The sequence below is a fragment of the Geobacter benzoatilyticus genome, assembly GCF_017338855.1.
GTDB lineage: Bacteria > Desulfobacterota > Desulfuromonadia > Geobacterales > Geobacteraceae > Geobacter > Geobacter benzoatilyticus.
In genome coordinates this window covers 1,557,256-1,575,573 of the sequence record NZ_CP071382.1, presented here as the reverse complement: position 1 = coordinate 1,575,573, position 18,318 = coordinate 1,557,256, and the positions used below count along the sequence as shown (strand labels likewise).

Here is an 18,318-nt window from a genome sequence, read left to right as displayed (position 1 = left end):
ATGGACGAAATTACGCCGATGACGGCCGAATCGGTGCAGAAAATCCTGGAGGACGCCGGTGCGCACGTAATGGCACGGGGAGGGCGCACCGAAAGCTACGGGGCACCTAGGGACTTCTCCTTCGAAGTCAAGGCCCTCTTCCCCAACGGCATGGGGCTCCACATCGTAGCACGCCAGTTCAACTACCGGGACCCCTGGGAGGCCTCCGGGCGGATAAACGAGATGGTTGATGTGTCGCTCCTGCGGGACGGAGCCTATTCACCCCTCCCCAAGGGGTACCCCTGGTTCCAGGGAATCGACCAGGAAGAAGGAGTAGACGAGGAAATGCTGCGGGAGATTGTTGCCTGCGTGCAGGGACTGAACCCGAAGGTATATGTTCTCCAGGAACTGACGGGGGATATCTAGCTCCCCATCCGCACCGCAAAGGGGCAGATCGGGTAGGAGGCGGGGTCACCCCCGCCGTCCTCCCACACCACCGTGCGTACGGTTCCGTACACGGCGGTTCATGAAGCGTGTTGAAGTCGGTGAAACTGGTCCATGAGGGATACCAGCCCCAGTTTGTCGAAGTAGGTTTTCGGAGTTGCCAGACGCATGTGCACGGCCCCTGCATTCCACCAGGGGCCGCGGCCGTTTGTGGCAGACTGCCAGGCGTTTCTCTCCGATAGCCCTCGCCGCATCAGGTTCTTTGCTCTGGTATAAGACCGCTTCCACTGTTTCCAGAGAATCCGTCGCAGTTTCCGCCTGAGCCATCCGTCAAGTTCTTCGAAGATGCCTTTTACCTCGGAATACCTGAAGTAGTTCAGCCAACCCCTTACTTTGGGGTTCGTTTCCTCGATGGTGGTTTGGATGTTCTTACCCTTTCCCTGTCTGAGGACTTTCCTGAGTCCTGCCTTGAACCTCGTAACAGCTTTCTTCGCTACGGTTAACCGTGGCTTGTAGTGCCGGGTCATGCTATAGCTCAGAAACACCCTGTTCCAGGGGCGGTCCACCGCACTTTTGCTCCGGTTGACCGCGAGCTTGAGCCGCTCGGACAGGTAGTTGGTGATGGAGGCCATTACCCGCTCACCGCTTGTTCGCGTGGCAACGTAGATATTCGCGTCGTCCGCGTAGCGGCAGAACTTATGACCTCTTGTTTCCAACTCCTTATCCAGTTCGTCGAGGAGGATATTGGACAGAAGCGGCGACAGCGGCCCCCCTTGCGGGGTGCCCTCCGAACGCGCCGTCGTCAATCCTCTTTCGAGTATCCCGGCCTTGAGGTATCTGTCGATCAGCAACAGCACCACACGGTCCCTTGCTTTGCGTTTTACCAGCGACATCAGTGTGTCGTGGTGAACACGGTCGAAGAACTTCTCCAAGTCAATATCGACCACCCATCTGAGGCCGCTCTCTACATGCTTCTGAGCTGCCTTTACTGCTTGTTGGGCGCTCCTGCCCGGACGGAACCCGTAGGAGTGTTCGGAGAAATCGGGATCGAACAGCGGACTCAGTACCTGATGCATTGCCTGCTGGATGAGGCGGTCAAGGACGGTGGGTATGCCCAGCATCCTTGTGCCACCTCCCGGTTTGGGAATTTCTACCTTCCGTACCGGTTGCGGGTGATACTTGCCCGCCAGCAGTTCTTCTCTGATGCGCGGCCACTCCGTTTGCAGGTAACCTTTCAGGGCCGTTACCGGCATCTCATCGACACCGGGGGCTCCCTTGTTGCGCATTACCCGTGAGTAGGCCACCATCATGTTGCCGCGACTGACGATTCTCGCCATCAGACCCGTTGCCGCTTCCGGACTGGGAGTTGCTTTCCTTCCCGTGACGTTTGCCGCACCTCTCCCGGCCACTCGCGGTTTCCGACCGCTACCCTCCGAGGTGGCGCCGGGCGTCTCAGCCCGACCTTCTGCTGCTCCTGTCGTCATCGAAATTCAAGGCTCCTGTCTACTTACTTCATGTTCCGCCCTTCGTCGGTTGGTCAGTCCGACTACTATGGCTTCTGCTGACTTCTGCCAACCCATCCCGACGCCTCTCGACGCCGGTAGCACAAGGCAGGTTGACAGACCTCCCAGGGTAATGCGCGTGACCTTCATCCCATATACCCGCCGCATCTACAGCCACACCCTCCCGGATGGTTATCGGGCTTTGAAGATATTGGCCTTCTCGCCCGGATGTGACTGCCTCATATGCGATTCCTGTTCGTCGGGCCGGGATTTTGCCTGCGGCTTCCTTCAGATTCCGCCTCGCGACGGACACCCTTGCCGTCCGGCTATCGGTTCCCACCATCAGGGTCCGAAGAGGACTTGCACCTCCAAGTCACCAACCAGCCACCATAACCGATTGCATGACGCTCACGCGCCACGCGCCATGCCTGGCGCACCAAATCGGGTAGGAGGCGGGGTCACCCCCGCCGTCCTCCCACACCACCGTGCGTACGGTTCCGTACACGGCGGTTCATGAAGCGTGTTGAAGTCGGTGAAACTGGTCCATGAGGGATACCAGCCCCAGTTTGTCGAAGTAGGATTTCGGAGTTGCCAGACGCATGTGCACGGCCCCTGCATTCCACCAGGGGCCGCGGCCGTTTGTGGCAGACTGCCAGGCGTTTCTCTCCGATAGCCCTCGCCGCATCAGGTTCTTTGCTCTGGTATAAGACCGCTTCCACTGTTTCCAGAGAATCCGTCGCAGTTTCCGCCTGAGCCATCCGTCAAGTTCTTCGAAGATGCCTTTTACCTCGGAATACCTGAAGTAGTTCAGCCAACCCCTTACTTTGGGGTTCGTTTCCTCGATGGTGGTTTGGATGTTCTTACCCTTTCCCTGTCTGAGGACTTTCCTGAGTCCTGCCTTGAACCTCGTAACAGCTTTCTTCGCTACGGTTAACCGTGGCTTGTAGTGCCGGGTCATGCTATAGCTCAGAAACACCCTGTTCCAGGGGCGGTCCACCGCACTTTTGCTCCGGTTGACCGCGAGCTTGAGCCGCTCGGACAGGTAGTTGGTGATGGAGGCCATTACCCGCTCACCGCTTGTTCGCGTGGCAACGTAGATATTCGCGTCGTCCGCGTAGCGGCAGAACTTATGACCTCTTGTTTCCAACTCCTTATCCAGTTCGTCGAGGAGGATATTGGACAGAAGCGGCGACAGCGGCCCCCCTTGCGGGGTGCCCTCCGAACGCGCCGTCGTCAATCCTCTTTCGAGTATCCCGGCCTTGAGGTATCTGTCGATCAGCAACAGCACCACACGGTCCCTTGCTTTGCGTTTTACCAGCGACATCAGTGTGTCGTGGTGAACACGGTCGAAGAACTTCTCCAAGTCAATATCGACCACCCATCTGAGGCCGCTCTCTACATGCTTCTGAGCTGCCTTTACTGCTTGTTGGGCGCTCCTGCCCGGACGGAACCCGTAGGAGTGTTCGGAGAAATCGGGATCGAACAGCGGACTCAGTACCTGATGCATTGCCTGCTGGATGAGGCGGTCAAGGACGGTGGGTATGCCCAGCATCCTTGTGCCACCTCCCGGTTTGGGAATTTCTACCTTCCGTACCGGTTGCGGGTGATACTTGCCCGCCAGCAGTTCTTCTCTGATGCGCGGCCACTCCGTTTGCAGGTAACCTTTCAGGGCCGTTACCGGCATCTCATCGACACCGGGGGCTCCCTTGTTGCGCATTACCCGTGAGTAGGCCACCATCATGTTGCCGCGACTGACGATTCTCGCCATCAGACCCGTTGCCGCTTCCGGACTGGGAGTTGCTTTCCTTCCCGTGACGTTTGCCGCACCTCTCCCGGCCACTCGCGGTTTCCGACCGCTACCCTCCGAGGTGGCGCCGGGCGTCTCAGCCCGACCTTCTGCTGCTCCTGTCGTCATCGAAATTCAAGGCTCCTGTCTACTTACTTCATGTTCCGCCCTTCGTCGGTTGGTCAGTCCGACTACTATGGCTTCTGCTGACTTCTGCCAACCCATCCCGACGCCTCTCGACGCCGGTAGCACAAGGCAGGTTGACAGACCTCCCAGGGTAATGCGCGTGACCTTCATCCCATATACCCGCCGCATCTACAGCCACACCCTCCCGGATGGTTATCGGGCTTTGAAGATATTGGCCTTCTCGCCCGGATGTGACTGCCTCATATGCGATTCCTGTTCGTCGGGCCGGGATTTTGCCTGCGGCTTCCTTCAGATTCCGCCTCGCGACGGACACCCTTGCCGTCCGGCTATCGGTTCCCACCATCAGGGTCCGAAGAGGACTTGCACCTCCAAGTCACCAACCAGCCACCATAACCGATTGCATGACGCTCACGCGCCACGCGCCATGCCTGGCGCACCAAAAAAAAGCGCACTGCGTCGGAGCAGTGCGCTTTTTTTCTTAAGAACGTGCGTATTGGCTACTTGCGCTTCTTCAGGCCGCAGTCGATGTTGGCAACAACGCGGCGGTTCTTCTGACGCCCTTCGTCAGTGGCGTTGTCGGCGATCGGCTTGGTCTCGCCATACCCTTTAGCGGAGAGACGCTTGGCAGCAATCCCGAACTCGTCCACCAGGTTCTTCATGACGGCATTGGCACGACGCTCGGAAAGTTTCTGGTTGTACTTGATTTTGCCTTTGCTGTCAGTATGACCTTCGATAACGGCAGTGGCATCGGGATAATCTTTCAGGAAATCAGCAACCCGCTTGATTTCACTATGGAACTCAGGCTTGATGTCGGCTTTGTCGAAGTCGAATTCCACATTAAGGGTGATGCAAACCTTCTCAGGGCAGCCGTTCTTGTCGACCGCTGCATCCTGCGGAGTGTCGGGGCACTTGTCGAGATAGTCGTACACGCCGTCCCCGTCGGTATCCAGCGGGCAACCGACACTGTTAACCTTTACTCCAGCCGGGGTGCCGGGGCACTTGTCAAGGTAATCCGCCACGCCGTCGCCATCCGTATCCAGCGGGCAACCAACGCTGTCAACCTTCACACCGGCAGGGGTGCCGGGGCACTTGTCAAGGTAATCCGCCACGCCGTCGCCATCCGTATCCAGCGGGCAACCAACGCTGTCAACCTTCACACCGGCAGGGGTGCCGGGGCACTTGTCAAGGTAATCGGCAACACCGTCACCATCCGTGTCCACCGGGCAGCCATTCTGATCAACCGTCACCCCCTTCGGGGTATCGGGGCAATCATCTTTCGCATCGATTACGCCGTCGCCGTCACTGTCAAGAGGTGCCGCAGCAACCACTTTCTTGGGTTCCGGCTGGGGCTCGGCTTTAACCGGTGCGGGAGCAGCCTTGCCGCCGCCGAACTGGAAATCCAGGCCGCCGGTTACTTCCTGGTGGTTCAGGGTATCATCAAAAGAGAAGATATTGCGGCCATCGGCACGCAACGCAACGCGGTCCGTCAGGAAAAGCTTCAAGCCGGCGCCGGCGGTGAGGATTTCATCGGTACGGTCAGCATCTCTTACGCCTTCGCGGCCTTCGTAGGTGATCCCGCCGAGACCGGCGGCCACAAACGGCACAAGCCGCGACTCGGGGATGAAATGATAGAGAAGCTCTGCGCCGTAACGGTAAACATTGGTGCTTCCGTTGCCGTTATCGTACTTGGTGTCGGTGTAAGCCCCCGAGCCTTCGACAGCCACATGCTCGGTGATGTTGTAGCCAAGCCGGAGACCACCGGTGGGCTTGCTCTTCAGATCGGCGTCGCCATCAAAGAATGTGTACCCGCCGAACGGGCTCACTGATACCGCACCTTCCTTAATGTTGCTTTCACTGTGAGCGGTAGTCGAAAACGCCATACATACCGCTGCGACCGCAAGAGTTGCTGCCTGTTTCTTCATCACATACCTCCTTGATTTTACGTTCGGGCTCCAACGACTGTTCTCCGCTTGCATGGCAATCAGACGACAGCGTTCCACGAAAAATGTATTACGCGAAATAATATAAACTTTTATCCGATTGTCAATTTTGAATAAGCTTCCATGAAGGCGTTTTATCGACAAAAGTCTGCATTTGTATACACTTAGAGCAGGAATTTGTTTTCATAATTTTAGCGCTGTTTACCAGTTCTGAGGACACAGCATGTCAATTTATCGTCAGTACCGAAGAAGTGATGCTTCTGCGAATGTTCACATTTCAGCCCGGAAAACAGAAAACGGCCCCCCCGATTGAATGTCTTGGGAGGCCGCTGCGTCTCGTTAAAGGTGGTTCCTTCCCTGGAACCGATGCACAGTTAAAATAAAAATTAATGGGCTATTTCTATCTAAATCAACAGCAAATGTCAAGGGTTCGTGCCCGACATCGCCAAGGGGCTATCCAGAAGACCGGCACACGTTTAGAGGTGTACCCGTGATAACTCTTTGCAATGGCCCGAGCGTGGTGGCTTTATTTATGCCAAGGTCTGAGGAAGAAATAGATAATCAGCAGAAATGGCGCAGCGGAAAAAGCAGCTTCAAAGTTGCCGACAAAGAGTTGCCAGGTCCCGAAGATTACCAACGCCAGGACAAAGACAATCAAAAGTATGGACACAAATTTGTTCATGGAAGTTGAACTCGCTGAAAAAGGCAACAACTGCCGGCCATTGCAACACAAAAAAAGCCCCGGATTGCTCCGGGGCTTTTTCCACGAATCAGGATTATAAATTCGCTTAAACCCTGCTTACATTGGCCGCTTGCAGACCTTTCGGGCCCTTGACGACGTCGAACGTTACCCTATCACCTTCAGTAAGGGATTTGAAACCGTCGCCATTGATGGCCGAGAAGTGGACGAATACGTCCTCACCGTTCTCCTGCTCCAGAAAACCAAACCCCTTGCTGTCGTTGAACCACTTTACTGTACCGTTTGCCATGTTCTTTCTTTCTCCTGCTACTGTGTGTTAGTTCGTCCGGGTATATCCACGAACAGGTGTAACAGTACCAGCTTTCACATCGAAATGTCCACGAATAAATTTTACAGTCCTAAAAAAATTTTCTCCTTCTGGGGCGAATAAAGGGAAGTCTATGGGGGACAAGCACGAACGACACGGCAAGAAGGTGACGAATCGTGTATACTGCCGGGTAAACGACGACATGCGAAAGGATCTCAGAACCATGGCCGCGGCACTATCAGCGAAAAAATCACCGGGCGCGGAGCGGGCGGAAAACCTCCGCTGGCTCCAGGAGCAGATGAACCCCTACTTCTTTATCGCCATGAAGGACGAACCCGAGGCCCTGGCCATCCTGGCGAGGGAACTGGGAATGCTGAGGCACAACCGGCGCATGATTCTGGCTGACCGGGACAAAGCCCTCATCATGGCAGTGGTCAACCAGCCAGGCACCCTCTACGATACCCTGCGCCGTATCCCGGAGAGGGAAATTTCCTACGCGATGATTGCCCACTCGGATGACCCGATCCCCGGAATCGCCCAGCAACTGGAGATCCAGCGCTTCGAATTCGACCGCAAATGCAATGAGGATATTATCGCCGGCCGGAACATAACCGTCCCGTCAGCCATAAAAAGTTCCGTATCAACGGCAGTACGCAAATTCTACCCCGATTTCGACATGGCCGATTTCGGCCGGCTTCTCCAGATACTATGGTTGAACAATGAAAACTATGTCCGCATCTCTCCTCCTCGCCGGGTAGCCCAGGCTCTCCGCCTGTTACAGGAGGGAAACCGGCACGGCGGCATCTACCTGGATGTGGAAGAGATGGAGCAGGGAGAAGCGGAAAACGAATCGCGGGTATTTTTTGCCGTGGGAAACCCGCCACAGAAAGACTTCCTCCTTCAGACAATGGAAGTTTTCCAACGGCTCAAAGTCGGCATAAACCGCGCCTACTGCCTCACCATCAGCAACGGGGTTCATCCTTACTTCCTCGGCACATTTTACGTAAGGAACCTCAACGGAGGAACCCTGGCCCGCAATTCGGAACTGTTCTGCCGCCTGGAGCGGGAACTTTCCGCCACACAGCTTCTGGCAACCACTTCCCGCACCTATCGGGAGTTTGTATCGACAGGGCTCATGAGCGGCGACGACGCTACCCTCGCCAACGCATTCATCGCCTTTTGCCACTCGAACCTGGGCCACAATCAACCAGACCGTTTCGGGCTCGACGACGTGCGTAACGCCTTTCTGTCCCACCCGGAAATCACTCTCCAGTTGACCCAGCTTTTTCGCGCCCGTTTCGACCCGGCCGTGGAAGACCGGTCCGCGGCTTACGCAAAAGCTCTCGCCGAAACAGAGAGGGAAGTAACCGGGTACAACACCGGGCACCGCTACCTGGATGAAGTGCGCCGGACCATATTCCGCTGCTGCCTTGCCTTCATCACCCACTCCCTGAAGACAAACTTCTTCGTCCTTGAGAAGCAGGCCCTGGCCTTCCGGCTCGATCCGACTTACCTGACCGAGCTTGGCCCCGACTTCACGGCGGACCTCCCCGCCGCCGTACCGTTTCGGGTCACCTTCTTCTTCAGCCGCTACGGTTTCGGCTATCACATCGGCTTCTCCGATATAGCGCGTGGCGGCTGGCGCACGGTCATCTGCCGCACCCTCGACGATCTGGTTACCAATGCCGATACGCTCCTGCGGGAGAACTTCGTCCTGGCCCACACCCAGCATCTGAAGAACAAGGACATCTACGAAGGGGGATCAAAACTTGTCACGCTCCTGGACGTCTCGGACCTGAAGGAGCATGAGCGGGAGATGGAAACCTGGCGTCTCTACAAGCTCCAGTACGGGATAACCGGTGCTTTCCTCGACATCTTCACCACCGATAATGGCATTGCGCGACACTCGGCCGTGGTGGACTACTATCGGGAAGACGAGCCGATCGAACTGGGCCCCGACGAGAACATGCACGACTCCATGATCGAGACCATCGCCGGCATGTCGAAGCAGCGCGGCTACATGCTCGGCATCGGCATCATGTCCAGCAAGCGCGTGGGTATCAACCACAAGGAATACGGTGTGACCTCCACCGGCGTGATGAAGTTCGCTGAAATAACCATGGCCGAGCTGGGGATTGACATCCGCCGCGACCCGTTCACCATCAAACTCACCGGTGGCCCCAACGGCGACGTGGCCGGCAACGCCCTGCGGCTGCTCATGGACCGCTCGCCCCAGGCCGCCATCGTCCTGATCCTTGACGGCACGGCGGCCCTCTGCGATCCGGCGGGCGCCGACCATGGGGAACTGCGGCGCATCCTCCTGAAACACGACCTGGACGCCTTCGATCCGGCGGCGCTCCACGCGGGCGGCTTCATTCTCTTCCGGACCGGGAGCCGCCGCGAAGGACTGCGGGAGCTTTTCCGCCGGATAACAAAAACCGATGAAGGACTCGTCGAAGAGTGGATATCCCTGGACGAATTCTCCAAGGAGTACGGCGAACTGGTTTTCACCGTACAGGCGGATCTCTTCATACCGGCGGGAGGCCGCCCCGAAACAATCGACAAGGAAAACTGGGCGCACTTCTTCCTTCCTGATGGAACCCCCTCGGCCCGAGCCATCGTGGAAGGGGCCAACTCCTTCATCACCCCGGCCGCCCGGACAGAGCTGCAAAAGCGGGGGATAATCGTCATGCGCGATGCCTCGGCAAACAAGTGCGGCGTCATCTCCTCATCCTATGAGATCATCGCCAATCTACTGCTGTCGGAGAGGGAATTCCTGGAAAACAAGGGGCGCTATGTGGCCGACGTACTCGACATTCTCGAAAAGCGTGCCGGCGACGAGGCCCGCCTGATTCTCAAGCGCCGCCGCGAACAGCCGTCGCTCCTCTGCACCGAAATTTCCGACTCCATCAGCATGGAGATCAACACCAACTACGCCCGGCTCTTCGCCTTTTTCCAAGGCCGCCCCGAGCTTGTCCGTCACCCCCTCTACCGCCGGGCAGTTCTGGCCCACCTGCCACGGATCATCGCAGAGCAACCTCAATTCCGCCGCAGACTCGCTCGGCTCCCCCAGAAATACCTCTCCGCAATCCTTGCCGCCGAGATCGGCTCATCCATGGTCTACAAGGGAGACCGGGAAGCGGAGTTCGAAGATCTGATCCGGCTCCACCTGGCGCGAAACTTCCCGGCATAATTAGACCGCGCAAAAAGTGTTTTCCCCCGCAATAGGCCAAGGCCTGTTCGTTTTACCGGGACAGCAAGGGGGCAGAGGCCTTGCGGCAGAAGTAGGCTGAGTGTTTTGACTGGACGAAGACAGGCGTGGCAAAGCAGTGATGATTCCGCTTGAACGTCTCCATATGAGCAGGAGAAGTGACCACGAAAATTTCTCCCCTTTCGGCAAGGAACCGCTCAACATCAGCCTCTGATGAAAGGTAGACATTCTGAAGATCTTCATTTTCTTCAAACCTGAGGTCGCGGTCGCCCACAAGGGAGATGGCTACCAGCCGGTTCCGGTAAAACGAGAGGGAGGGAAGAAACGCCCTGTACATGAGAACATCATGTTTTTCCCCTGATTCGAACCGGTTGATGGCGGTAACCATTTCCCGATATCCCTTCTGATAGGGGCCCAGGTACGTAATGGCACTGTAGACTGCAAGTGAGAAGCAGAGGGCAAAAATGGCTGTGTTTCGCACAAAATTGGAAGATATGCAGCTTTTCCGGAGGAATACGCATAGGACCAGGAGTGCCGCACTGTAAAGCACCAGTTGTCCCCGGAAGGACGCTGCCGGCTGGTAGACAAAGCCGGCCACCCCGACCGCCACGGCAGCCATGGTGAGCAGGACAGTGGTGACGGCACGCAGCCGTGCCATATCAACGCGCGCCAGGGCATATGCCGTAAAAATCGAAGCAGTGCCGTAGAAAGGAAGGATGTAAGCCGAGAGTTTGCTCTTGGCAAGGGTAAAGACCGTCAGCGGGACTACGATATAGACAAAGAGGATCCGAATACGGCGGCCAAGCTCATTCCACCCCATCACCCCTCTTACGAAGAATAGGGTATAGGGAAGAAAAGTAGTGGCGAAGATGAAGAAAAAGTACCAGAACGGCTTGTTCCGGCCGAAACGGTTGGTGGCCACCCGGTCTACGGTCTGGACCCTGACGAAGTAATCCAGGAGCTGCGGGTTTTTTGCGCAGACGATCACGTACCATGGCAGCCCCACCGCCATGAACGCGCCGGTGGCTATGGCTGTTTCTCGCCAGCTGAACACCCTGCGGTGTTCGCGGTCAAAGGTCTTTGCCACCAGAAACGGGAGAAGGGTGAACAAAAAGATTATGGGACCCTTGACCATGAATCCGAGCCCCAGAAACACCCCGTAGAGGGGAGCGTTCCACGGGCTCCGCACCCCATGGAGCTGGCGGAAAAGCATCAACTGGGCCAGGGATGTGAAACATGCCAGGTATATGTCGGTGGAAACCAGCCGCGACGAGGAGAGAAAAAGGAGCGATGTGGCACAGATGAGTGAGGCGTTGACGGCATCTTCATCATCGAGAAACAGGCGCGCCGTACCGTAAAGGGCCACCAGAGCCGCCACCGCAGCCACGATACCAAAGAAGCGGACGCCGAATCCGTTGATGCCGAAAAGCTCCATCCCTGCGGCCATCCCCCACATGGCCAGGGGCGGCTTGTGGAAATGCTTGATGCCGTTCAGGTGCGGCTCGACCCAGTTCCCGGTGACAACCATCTCCCGGGCAATCTCCCCATAGCGGGCTTCGGTCGTCTCCCGCAGGTGGAGGGCGCTGCCGGGGAACAGAAGGAGGAGGAAGTAAACGACTGAAAATAAAACCACCCTGCTCCGCACATCCATCATTCCTGTCCTCTCTCCCTGATTCAGGAATCAGATGTTTACGGCATCGCCAATGAACCGCCGGCAGCCGCCCAATGGCAACGGCACCGTCAGCATTGAAGCTACTGAAGCTCGATGGCGTCCCCCGGCCGCACCACCCCCCCGGTGATCACGCGGACGAAAATCCCTTCCTTCGGCATGACGCAATCGCCGGCCTGGTGGTAGATGGCGCAGCGGGTGTGGCACTCCTTGCCGATCTGGGTAACCTCCAGAAGCGTTTCCCCCATCGTCAACCGGGTCCCGATGGGGAGTCCGGGTAGGTCTATCCCCTCGGTGGTTATGTTTTCGGCAAAGTCGCCGCTGTCCACGTCAAGCCCCAGCTTCCTCATCTTGTCGATGCTCTCCTTGGCCAGAAGGCTCACCTGCCGGTGCCACTCACCCGCATGGGCGTCTCCGACAATGCCGTGGTTCTCCCGAAGCTCAACGCTCTCCACCGGCGTCTTGCGCTCACCCTTGTTCTTGCTGATGCATACGGCTATCACCTTCGCTGACATACTGACCTCTCTTTTCTGCAATTTCTATCCGCCCACCTTCGCCATGGAGAACGCCGAATGCTCGACCCTCCCCCCGTCTATCCCGTGCCGTTCAGGCTTGCAACCCACCAGCCGCCGCAGTGCCTCCGTCAGCGGCGCCGAATCGTCCGTACCGAGGTACGGCCGCAAATCGAGCGTCTCGTCGGAGAAAAGGCAGCTTTTGGCCATGCCGGCAGCGGTAACCCGGACACGGTTGCATTCGCCGCAAAAGTGCCCCGATACTGCTGAGATGACTCCTATGGTCCCGGCAGCTCCCCGTATCCGGAAATCCTGAGACGGGCCGGCCATCTCCCCCTTCTCCACCGGCTCCAGTTCGTAGGCAGAGGCAAGCCGGTCAAGAATCTCCCTGGCTGGAATGCAGAGCCGTTGCCAGTTTTCTTCGCGGGTTGCCGGCATGTACTCGATGTAGCGGACCGTGTAGGGATGATCGAGGGTAAGACGGGCGAAATCCGCCACCTCGCCGTCGTTCACTCCGCGCATCACCACCATGTTGATTTTCGGCGGAGGAAACCCGGCCGCAACAGCAGCGTCGATGCCGGCGAGAACCTGCCCGACGTCGCCGCTTCTGGTAATGGCCCGGAAGGTGCCCGGCTTCAGGGAATCAAGGCTGATATTGAGCCGCTGGACCCCTGCGCGGCGAAGTTCAACCGCCATCTCGGGAAGAAGCATGCCGTTGGTGGTGAGGACAAGCTGGCGCAATGCCGGGATTGCCGCCAGACGGGCCAGGAAAGGAACTATTCCCTTCCTTACCAGGGGCTCGCCCCCCGTCACCCGGATTTTTTCGACCCCGATAGCCACGGCGGCACTGGCGATGCGGAAAAGCTCCTCGTAGGAAAGAATAGCCGCATGGGCCAGCTTGTCTACCCCATCGGCCGGCATGCAGTAGCGGCAGCGGAGATTGCAGCGGTCGGTGACTGAGAGGCGGAGATAATTGATCCGGCGGCCGAAGTTATCAATGAGTTCCATAGTGTACCGTAATAATCCCTTACTTGAGGAATGCCCGTTCCACGAAGTCGGCCACCTGCGCCGGGCTGTTCAGGTCAAGGACCGGCACGTCCAGCTCCAACGGCTCGTCGCTTGCCACGGCCAACAGGGTCGGGTCGTGCGCCTCGCCCCGGCAGAGGAGCGTTGCGCTCCGCTCCTTGCGGTGGACCTCGATCTTGGGCAGGCCGCTCTTTTTGAACCCCTCCGTGAGGACGATGTCCACATCGCCAAAGTAGGTGGCTATCAGCTCGTCGATGGGGGGCGAGGCATCGTGTTTCTTCACGACGGCCAGCTTTTCGGGCGAGGAGATGAGCATGGTGTCGGCGCCGGCAGCGGTTAGACGATGGCTGTCCTTGCCCGGATGGTCGATTTCGAAGCGGTGGGCGTCGTGCTTGATGACGCCGAGGCGATACCCCCTCCCCTTCAGTTCCACAATCACCTTTTCGAGAAGGGTAGTCTTCCCGGTCCCCGATTTTGCCACGAACGATACCGCCTTGACCGACATCCCTTCCTCCTTGTTTCGAATCGTTTCAAACTCCCGGGGGGTATTGATGTTAACGAAGGTTCTCCCCGGCACCACAAGACCGGCCAACTCTCCCTGCTCCACGTAGCGTGTCCTCACCTCGGGGTAGAAATCGTAGATCCGGAAGTTCCCCTCCCGGAGCATCCGCTCCATGGCCGGCAGGCAGCCGGTACCGTAAACTGCGAAAAGCGGTTCGAGCCCGTGGGGCATTCGCGGCACCACCACGTCGTATCCATCCCTCATCGAGCAGAGGCGCGCGATCAGCCGCGGATCCGGCCATGGCAGGTCACAGGCTGAAACGAATAAGTACGGCGTCCCTGCCCGCACAAGGGCGGTGTGGAGCCCACCCAGGGCGCTTCCGGTCACGATATCGGGATAGACCGGCAGGCCATGGGATGCAAAGCGCTCCTCCCGGTCGCCCACAAGGATGATATGCGAGAAGAGGGGGCGGAAAGCATCGATGACCCGCTCCACGAGAGGCTTCCCACCGAGGGGAAGAAGCGACTTGTCGCACCCCATGCGGCGGCTCTTTCCCCCCACAAGGATTGCGCCGGAAACATCTGCCGGGCACCGGATATCCATGGTTGAATTGTAAAGGTGGGAGATGGAAGTAGTCAAAGAGTATTTTGACTCCCCCTTGGAGCGTCGGCACTACAGCCAGTGCTCAGGATAGTGCCGATGATGGACGATATTGTTGGTGAAAAGCGCCACTCCCAGGAGAATCAACGTGCCGACAAGGACTGGGTCCACGAGGAAAGAGAGCCCCACTTGCCCCTGTACTCCGATCAGGGCGGTGGCGCCGCCGGGGGGGTGGACGGTGCGGGTGACGTACATGAGGAAGGTCGCCAGCCCGACAGCAAGGGCGATGGCCACCGGGCCGGTACCGATGCAGGCCACCACTGCCACGGCTGTGGCGGCGGAAATCAGGTGCCCCCCCACCACATTGCGGGGCTGGGCCAGGGGGGACTCGGCAGCGCCGAAAAGAAGTACCGCCGAAGCGCCGAACGAACCGATAAGAAGAGGATGGCCCGCGACGCGGGTCACGGCCAGAATGGCGAGGATCCCGGCAGTACCGCTCAGAAATCCCCAGACCGCATATTTGAGGGAAAGGGGTGGAGGCGTCCTCCTTAACCCGCGCCCTTTCATCTTGCGGGGTAATTGTCTTAACCGGCGTTTCAAACTTGTGCCCCCCCTGTCTCCGTTTCAGACGGCCCTTTAATGGCCGCGCCATGGGACGGCAATGCCGCGATCGGCCTCATTCCGGCTTCCTGATCAGTGCGACCGCCGCGATTACCCCCCAGCAGAGGGCATGTCCTGCGATAAAATACTCCACCTACCTGCTCCTTTCCGATTCGCGCCGCTCCAGTTCCGCCAGCCGTTCCTTCAGGGATTTCTCCTTCTGCCAGCGTTCGGTCACATCGCGGATAACGGCGCCGCTCCCCGCCATGGCTCCACTGTCATCACGCACGAGAGCCATGGAGAACTCGGTGGAAATGCGGTCGCCGCCGCTGTGCAGTGCCGGTGCCGAGAGAAGTTTCGTCCCGTAACGGGTCTCCCCCGTTGCCATGACCCGGCGGTACCCTTCCCAGTGCCGTGCCCGAAGGTTCTCCGGGATGATGAGGTCCAGGGACTGTCCCAGGGCCTCGGCGGCGGGAAAGCCGAACATCCGCTCGGCACCGGGACTCCAGAACCGTATGACCCCCTCCAGGTCGGCAAAGATGACGGCGTCGGGAATCCCTTCAACGATGAGGCGGCACAGTTTGTCGTTCGTATCGTCTGCCATGGCAGAACCTCCTGTTCGGTTATCGTACCGGCGGTAACGGTACCGTATTTTTGCGCAGGGGCAACGCTCTCGCTTCAGACGCAGTTCAATGGCTCAAGTAAGGCACCATCGGGATGAGCCGGCGATAGTCGTCATAGGTGAGCGAGCTCTGCCAGTTGCCGGTTGCCATGCCGGCGCCGATGCCGGCGGCGAAGAGAATCACCACCAGTGCCGGGAACGCCCAGGCGGGAAGCGGCCGCTGCCAGAGAGGCGGCGCCATCCGGAGCACCTCCCGTTCGGGGCAATTGGCCACGCAGGTCAGGCAACCGGTGCACTCGGGGGAGCGGACGGTCTCCTTCTCATGAACAGTAAGCCCCGACGGGCAGGCGCGGCTGCATTTGCGGCAACCGGTGCAACCGGCCGCGTCGCGCCGGATCTTGAAGGGGCTCAGAAAGCTCGCCACTCCCAGAAGCGCGCCGTAGGGGCAGAGATACCGGCACCACGCATTTTTGTAGAGGAGCGACAGGCAGGTGAGAATGGCAATGATTGTCACCGTCGTAGCCGACATCCGGGTGAAGAAGTGGAGCATCTTGACGTCGCTCACGGCCCAGTAGGGGGCGTCGAGAAAGGCGGCCAGGGCGAAGGAGGGCATGTCGATCAGGATAATCTTCACGAAGAAGAGGAGGAGCAGGTACTTGACCCCCCTGAGTACCCAGTCCAGCCATCCCCATACCCGGAAATTGCGCCCGAAGAGCCGCGCGCCCAGTTTCCAGGCGGCCTCGGAAAGGGTCCCCACCGGGCAGAGCCAGGAGCAAAAGGATTTTTTGGCCAGGAGACTCATGGCGACGATGGTTATGAAAATGACCAGCGAAGCCGGGTGGACCGGGTTGATGTCGCCCGTGGCAAGCCAGAGTTTCGTACCCGCAAGGGCACCGATGGGAAGGAACCCCTCCACCCCCGGCGGCCTGGAAACCAAGGGGGTGGCTCCGGCCGTCTCGAAGTGGCGGACAAAGATGCCGAAACGGATGCCTATGAAAAGCACCCAGGCGAAAAAACCCCACTGGATGACGGCGCGCCAGGTGGGGATGCGCGCATGCAACTGCTGTTCGTTCATTGTTGTGCCTCGTCAGGAGCGGAATCGGCAGGCGTTCGCCCGCCTCGCCTGCCGATTCCTTATTTTTCAATACTTCTCAGCAGGAAGCGGATCTTTAATCTCATGCTCAGGTTTGAACATCAGCTTTTTGGCTCCGCGGTTGTTAACATACTTCGCAAGCTCCAGGTCCACCGTGGCCGGCACATTTACCCCGGCCCCGGCCAGAGCCTGGCGCAACAACCCATCTGCCTTGCCGGCGTGGCCGGCGGCATCGGCAAGGATACGCAGCGCCTCGGCCGGGTTGTGGAAACCGGTGGAGTTTTCTGCACTGATGAACACTACCCGGTAGAAGGCCTCTTCGTAGTGGTCCCTGGCCTTGGCATAAAGATTCTGGTCAATCTGTCTGCCGGCGGCCTGGGCCTTGTTGGCCATTTCGAAAAGCTTGGCCACGGTGGCGGTGGCATAACCGGTACGGATGAACCGGGACATGGTTTTGTCCTGGATGGAATAAACCTTTTCGCGGAGTTGCTCCGGGCTCTCGGAGTGGCACTGGCGGCAAGCCCCGAGATCATTTTTAAGCGGGCTCATGATACGGTGATCGGTGACCTGCTGGTTCCCTGCCGTGGTTGAGGGCATATGGCAGTCAGCGCAGGATACCCCCGCCTGCCAATGCACGCTGTTGTTGGAGAAGAACTCGAATTCGGGGTGGCGTATGAACGCCATCTTGAAGCCGGTAACGCTTTGGGTCCACTCTCCGCTGGGGGGATTGTTCCGGAGTTGCTTGATGATGTTCTCAATGGTAATCCCGCCCCACTTGCTCCCCTGCCAGGGGAAGAAAACGCCGGTGGATTTCATATCGGCATCCTTGGGGATGCTGTAGGTAACGTGACACTGGGCACAGACCAGGGACCGCATGTCCTGCTGGGACAGCTTGGACTGGTCGACGCCGAGTTGGTCAAGCGCCTTGCCCAGGGTAAAGCCGCGGGAATATTTCAGCGACATATCGCGGTTGTTGTGGCAGTCGATACAGGCAACGCCGAGGGTCTGGTGCTCTTTGGGAATCTGGGCCAGCACCTCCTTGTACGGCTTGGAGAAATAGTCCTTGCCCATCCGTTGCTGCAAAACCGGCGCATAGGGAGTCTTGCAGGTGAGGCAGGTACCGCCGGCCTTATACCGGCTTGGATCGATCTCAAGCTGATCCTCGATCATGTGCAGGTGCCCCCTGGGCTCGGTATATTCAACTCCCATGCCCCAGCCGTTATAGAGGAGCGCCAGGAACGGGTACTCATCCAGCTTGTCGATGCGCTCCCCATCATTTCCCTTTTTGTACTTGCTGAGACCGGCCGGGGTGGACTCTCCGGTCTTTTTCCAAAGCCCGTACTGGAGCGGATAGTCCTTACCCCACTCAGCCGGATCGATGGTGCCGTCAACAGCAGCGGTTTCCCCCCCCTGTTCGATTTTCTTCGGGGTACACCCTACGGCAAGCACCATTGCCGCCACCGCTGCGGCCAGGGCCGTGGCGATGCTCCAGCGTTTCACGCTCCTCTTCTTCATAACGTTCTCCTCTCCTTGTGAAAATCAATGCAAATTACAGCCTGCGTGCCAACCAATGCCAATAATACTACAAGCTCTTCATCGAACCAGTTTGACATAAGTCAAAACCGTGGAATTCTCCCCTGAATTGCTCTTAAAAGAATACAGGATATACTCTCATTAC

At 58.3% G+C, this 18,318-nt stretch carries 15 protein-coding genes; 3 read left to right on the top strand and 12 right to left on the bottom strand.

Features of this window, described 5'->3' with window-relative positions; genetic code table 11:
• The gene (locus JZM60_RS07390; RefSeq protein WP_207164975.1) at window positions 1-405 is read left to right on the top strand and encodes a hypothetical protein; all 405 of its coding nucleotides are present in this window, start codon (window positions 1-3) and stop codon (window positions 403-405) included.
• Window positions 406-503: 98 nt separating this feature from the next.
• Here the strand turns inward: JZM60_RS07390 and ltrA (JZM60_RS07385) are convergent, their stop codons facing one another.
• The 3 genes from ltrA (JZM60_RS07385) to JZM60_RS07375 all read right to left on the bottom strand — a co-directional run bounded on the left by ltrA (JZM60_RS07385) (window position 504) and on the right by JZM60_RS07375 (window position 5,780).
• Window positions 504-1,760 (bottom strand): group II intron reverse transcriptase/maturase, encoded by a 1,257-nt coding sequence (gene ltrA / locus JZM60_RS07385; protein ID WP_241426403.1) that lies wholly within the window; start codon window positions 1,758-1,760, stop codon window positions 504-506.
• A gap of 676 nt (window positions 1,761-2,436) precedes the next feature.
• Entirely contained in the window at window positions 2,437-3,693 is a 1,257-nt protein-coding gene (ltrA, locus tag JZM60_RS07380) for a group II intron reverse transcriptase/maturase (RefSeq protein WP_241426402.1), read from the bottom strand.
• Window positions 3,694-4,355: 662 nt separating this feature from the next.
• Window positions 4,356-5,780, bottom strand: coding sequence for an OmpA family protein (locus tag JZM60_RS07375; protein ID WP_207164969.1), 1,425 nt, complete (start codon window positions 5,778-5,780; stop codon window positions 4,356-4,358).
• Window positions 5,781-6,288: 508 nt separating this feature from the next.
• On the opposite strand from JZM60_RS07375, the gene JZM60_RS07370 reads away from it, so the two are divergent.
• Window positions 6,289-6,489 (top strand): hypothetical protein, encoded by a 201-nt coding sequence (locus tag JZM60_RS07370; RefSeq protein WP_207164967.1) that lies wholly within the window; start codon window positions 6,289-6,291, stop codon window positions 6,487-6,489.
• A 97-nt stretch (window positions 6,490-6,586) separates the two neighbouring features.
• Here the strand turns inward: JZM60_RS07370 and JZM60_RS07365 are convergent, their stop codons facing one another.
• The gene (locus JZM60_RS07365) at window positions 6,587-6,787 is read right to left on the bottom strand and encodes a cold-shock protein (protein ID WP_207164965.1); all 201 of its coding nucleotides are present in this window, start codon (window positions 6,785-6,787) and stop codon (window positions 6,587-6,589) included.
• A 241-nt stretch (window positions 6,788-7,028) separates the two neighbouring features.
• Here JZM60_RS07365 and JZM60_RS07360 point away from each other — a divergent pair, with 241 nt between their 5' ends.
• Window positions 7,029-9,998, top strand: coding sequence for an NAD-glutamate dehydrogenase domain-containing protein (locus tag JZM60_RS07360; protein ID WP_207165531.1), 2,970 nt, complete (start codon window positions 7,029-7,031; stop codon window positions 9,996-9,998).
• 52 nt (window positions 9,999-10,050) lie between these two features.
• On the opposite strand, the gene JZM60_RS07355 is transcribed toward JZM60_RS07360, so the two are convergent.
• The 8 genes from JZM60_RS07355 to JZM60_RS07320 all read right to left on the bottom strand — a co-directional run bounded on the left by JZM60_RS07355 (window position 10,051) and on the right by JZM60_RS07320 (window position 18,155).
• Window positions 10,051-11,670 (bottom strand): ArnT family glycosyltransferase, encoded by a 1,620-nt coding sequence (locus tag JZM60_RS07355; protein WP_241426401.1) that lies wholly within the window; start codon window positions 11,668-11,670, stop codon window positions 10,051-10,053.
• 98 nt (window positions 11,671-11,768) lie between these two features.
• Window positions 11,769-12,200, bottom strand: coding sequence for an MOSC domain-containing protein (locus tag JZM60_RS07350; protein ID WP_207164963.1), 432 nt, complete (start codon window positions 12,198-12,200; stop codon window positions 11,769-11,771).
• Window positions 12,201-12,224: 24 nt separating this feature from the next.
• Window positions 12,225-13,205 (bottom strand): GTP 3',8-cyclase MoaA, encoded by a 981-nt coding sequence (gene moaA / locus JZM60_RS07345; RefSeq protein ID WP_207164961.1) that lies wholly within the window; start codon window positions 13,203-13,205, stop codon window positions 12,225-12,227.
• 19 nt (window positions 13,206-13,224) lie between these two features.
• A complete protein-coding gene (gene mobAB, locus JZM60_RS07340; protein ID WP_241426426.1) occupies window positions 13,225-14,265 on the bottom strand; it encodes a bifunctional molybdenum cofactor guanylyltransferase MobA/molybdopterin-guanine dinucleotide biosynthesis adaptor protein MobB in 1,041 nt (346 codons plus the stop codon).
• 132 nt (window positions 14,266-14,397) lie between these two features.
• A complete protein-coding gene (locus tag JZM60_RS07335) occupies window positions 14,398-14,892 on the bottom strand; it encodes an HPP family protein (RefSeq protein WP_420907836.1) in 495 nt (164 codons plus the stop codon).
• A gap of 187 nt (window positions 14,893-15,079) precedes the next feature.
• A complete protein-coding gene (locus JZM60_RS07330; protein WP_207164956.1) occupies window positions 15,080-15,529 on the bottom strand; it encodes a PAS domain-containing protein in 450 nt (149 codons plus the stop codon).
• 85 nt (window positions 15,530-15,614) lie between these two features.
• On the bottom strand, window positions 15,615-16,622 hold the full coding sequence (locus JZM60_RS07325; protein WP_207164954.1) for a 4Fe-4S binding protein: 1,008 nt from the start codon (window positions 16,620-16,622) through the stop codon (window positions 15,615-15,617).
• Between the two features lie 66 nt (window positions 16,623-16,688).
• A complete protein-coding gene (locus JZM60_RS07320; protein ID WP_207164952.1) occupies window positions 16,689-18,155 on the bottom strand; it encodes an ammonia-forming cytochrome c nitrite reductase subunit c552 in 1,467 nt (488 codons plus the stop codon).
• Window positions 18,156-18,318: the final 163 nt, after the last annotated feature.

Bases quoted from the DNA above. Each gene is read 5' to 3' on its own strand.
- moaA (WP_207164961.1), bottom strand. From the start codon at position 13,205: ATGGAACTCATTGATAACTTCGGCCGCCGGATCAATTATCTCCGCCTC.
- JZM60_RS07360 (WP_207165531.1), top strand. From the start codon at position 7,029: ATGGCCGCGGCACTATCAGCGAAAAAATCACCGGGCGCGGAGCGGGCG.
- JZM60_RS07325 (WP_207164954.1), bottom strand. From the start codon at position 16,622: ATGAACGAACAGCAGTTGCATGCGCGCATCCCCACCTGGCGCGCCGTC.
- JZM60_RS07330 (WP_207164956.1), bottom strand. From the start codon at position 15,529: ATGGCAGACGATACGAACGACAAACTGTGCCGCCTCATCGTTGAAGGG.
- JZM60_RS07335 (WP_420907836.1), bottom strand. From the start codon at position 14,892: ATGAAAGGGCGCGGGTTAAGGAGGACGCCTCCACCCCTTTCCCTCAAA.
- JZM60_RS07375 (WP_207164969.1), bottom strand. From the start codon at position 5,780: ATGAAGAAACAGGCAGCAACTCTTGCGGTCGCAGCGGTATGTATGGCG.
- JZM60_RS07355 (WP_241426401.1), bottom strand. From the start codon at position 11,670: ATGATGGATGTGCGGAGCAGGGTGGTTTTATTTTCAGTCGTTTACTTC.
- JZM60_RS07365 (WP_207164965.1), bottom strand. From the start codon at position 6,787: ATGGCAAACGGTACAGTAAAGTGGTTCAACGACAGCAAGGGGTTTGGT.
- ltrA (WP_241426403.1), bottom strand. From the start codon at position 1,760: ATGGCGAGAATCGTCAGTCGCGGCAACATGATGGTGGCCTACTCACGG.
- mobAB (WP_241426426.1), bottom strand. From the start codon at position 14,265: ATGGGGTGCGACAAGTCGCTTCTTCCCCTCGGTGGGAAGCCTCTCGTG.
- JZM60_RS07350 (WP_207164963.1), bottom strand. From the start codon at position 12,200: ATGTCAGCGAAGGTGATAGCCGTATGCATCAGCAAGAACAAGGGTGAG.
- JZM60_RS07390 (WP_207164975.1), top strand. From the start codon at position 1: ATGGACGAAATTACGCCGATGACGGCCGAATCGGTGCAGAAAATCCTG.
- JZM60_RS07320 (WP_207164952.1), bottom strand. From the start codon at position 18,155: ATGAAGAAGAGGAGCGTGAAACGCTGGAGCATCGCCACGGCCCTGGCC.
- ltrA (WP_241426402.1), bottom strand. From the start codon at position 3,693: ATGGCGAGAATCGTCAGTCGCGGCAACATGATGGTGGCCTACTCACGG.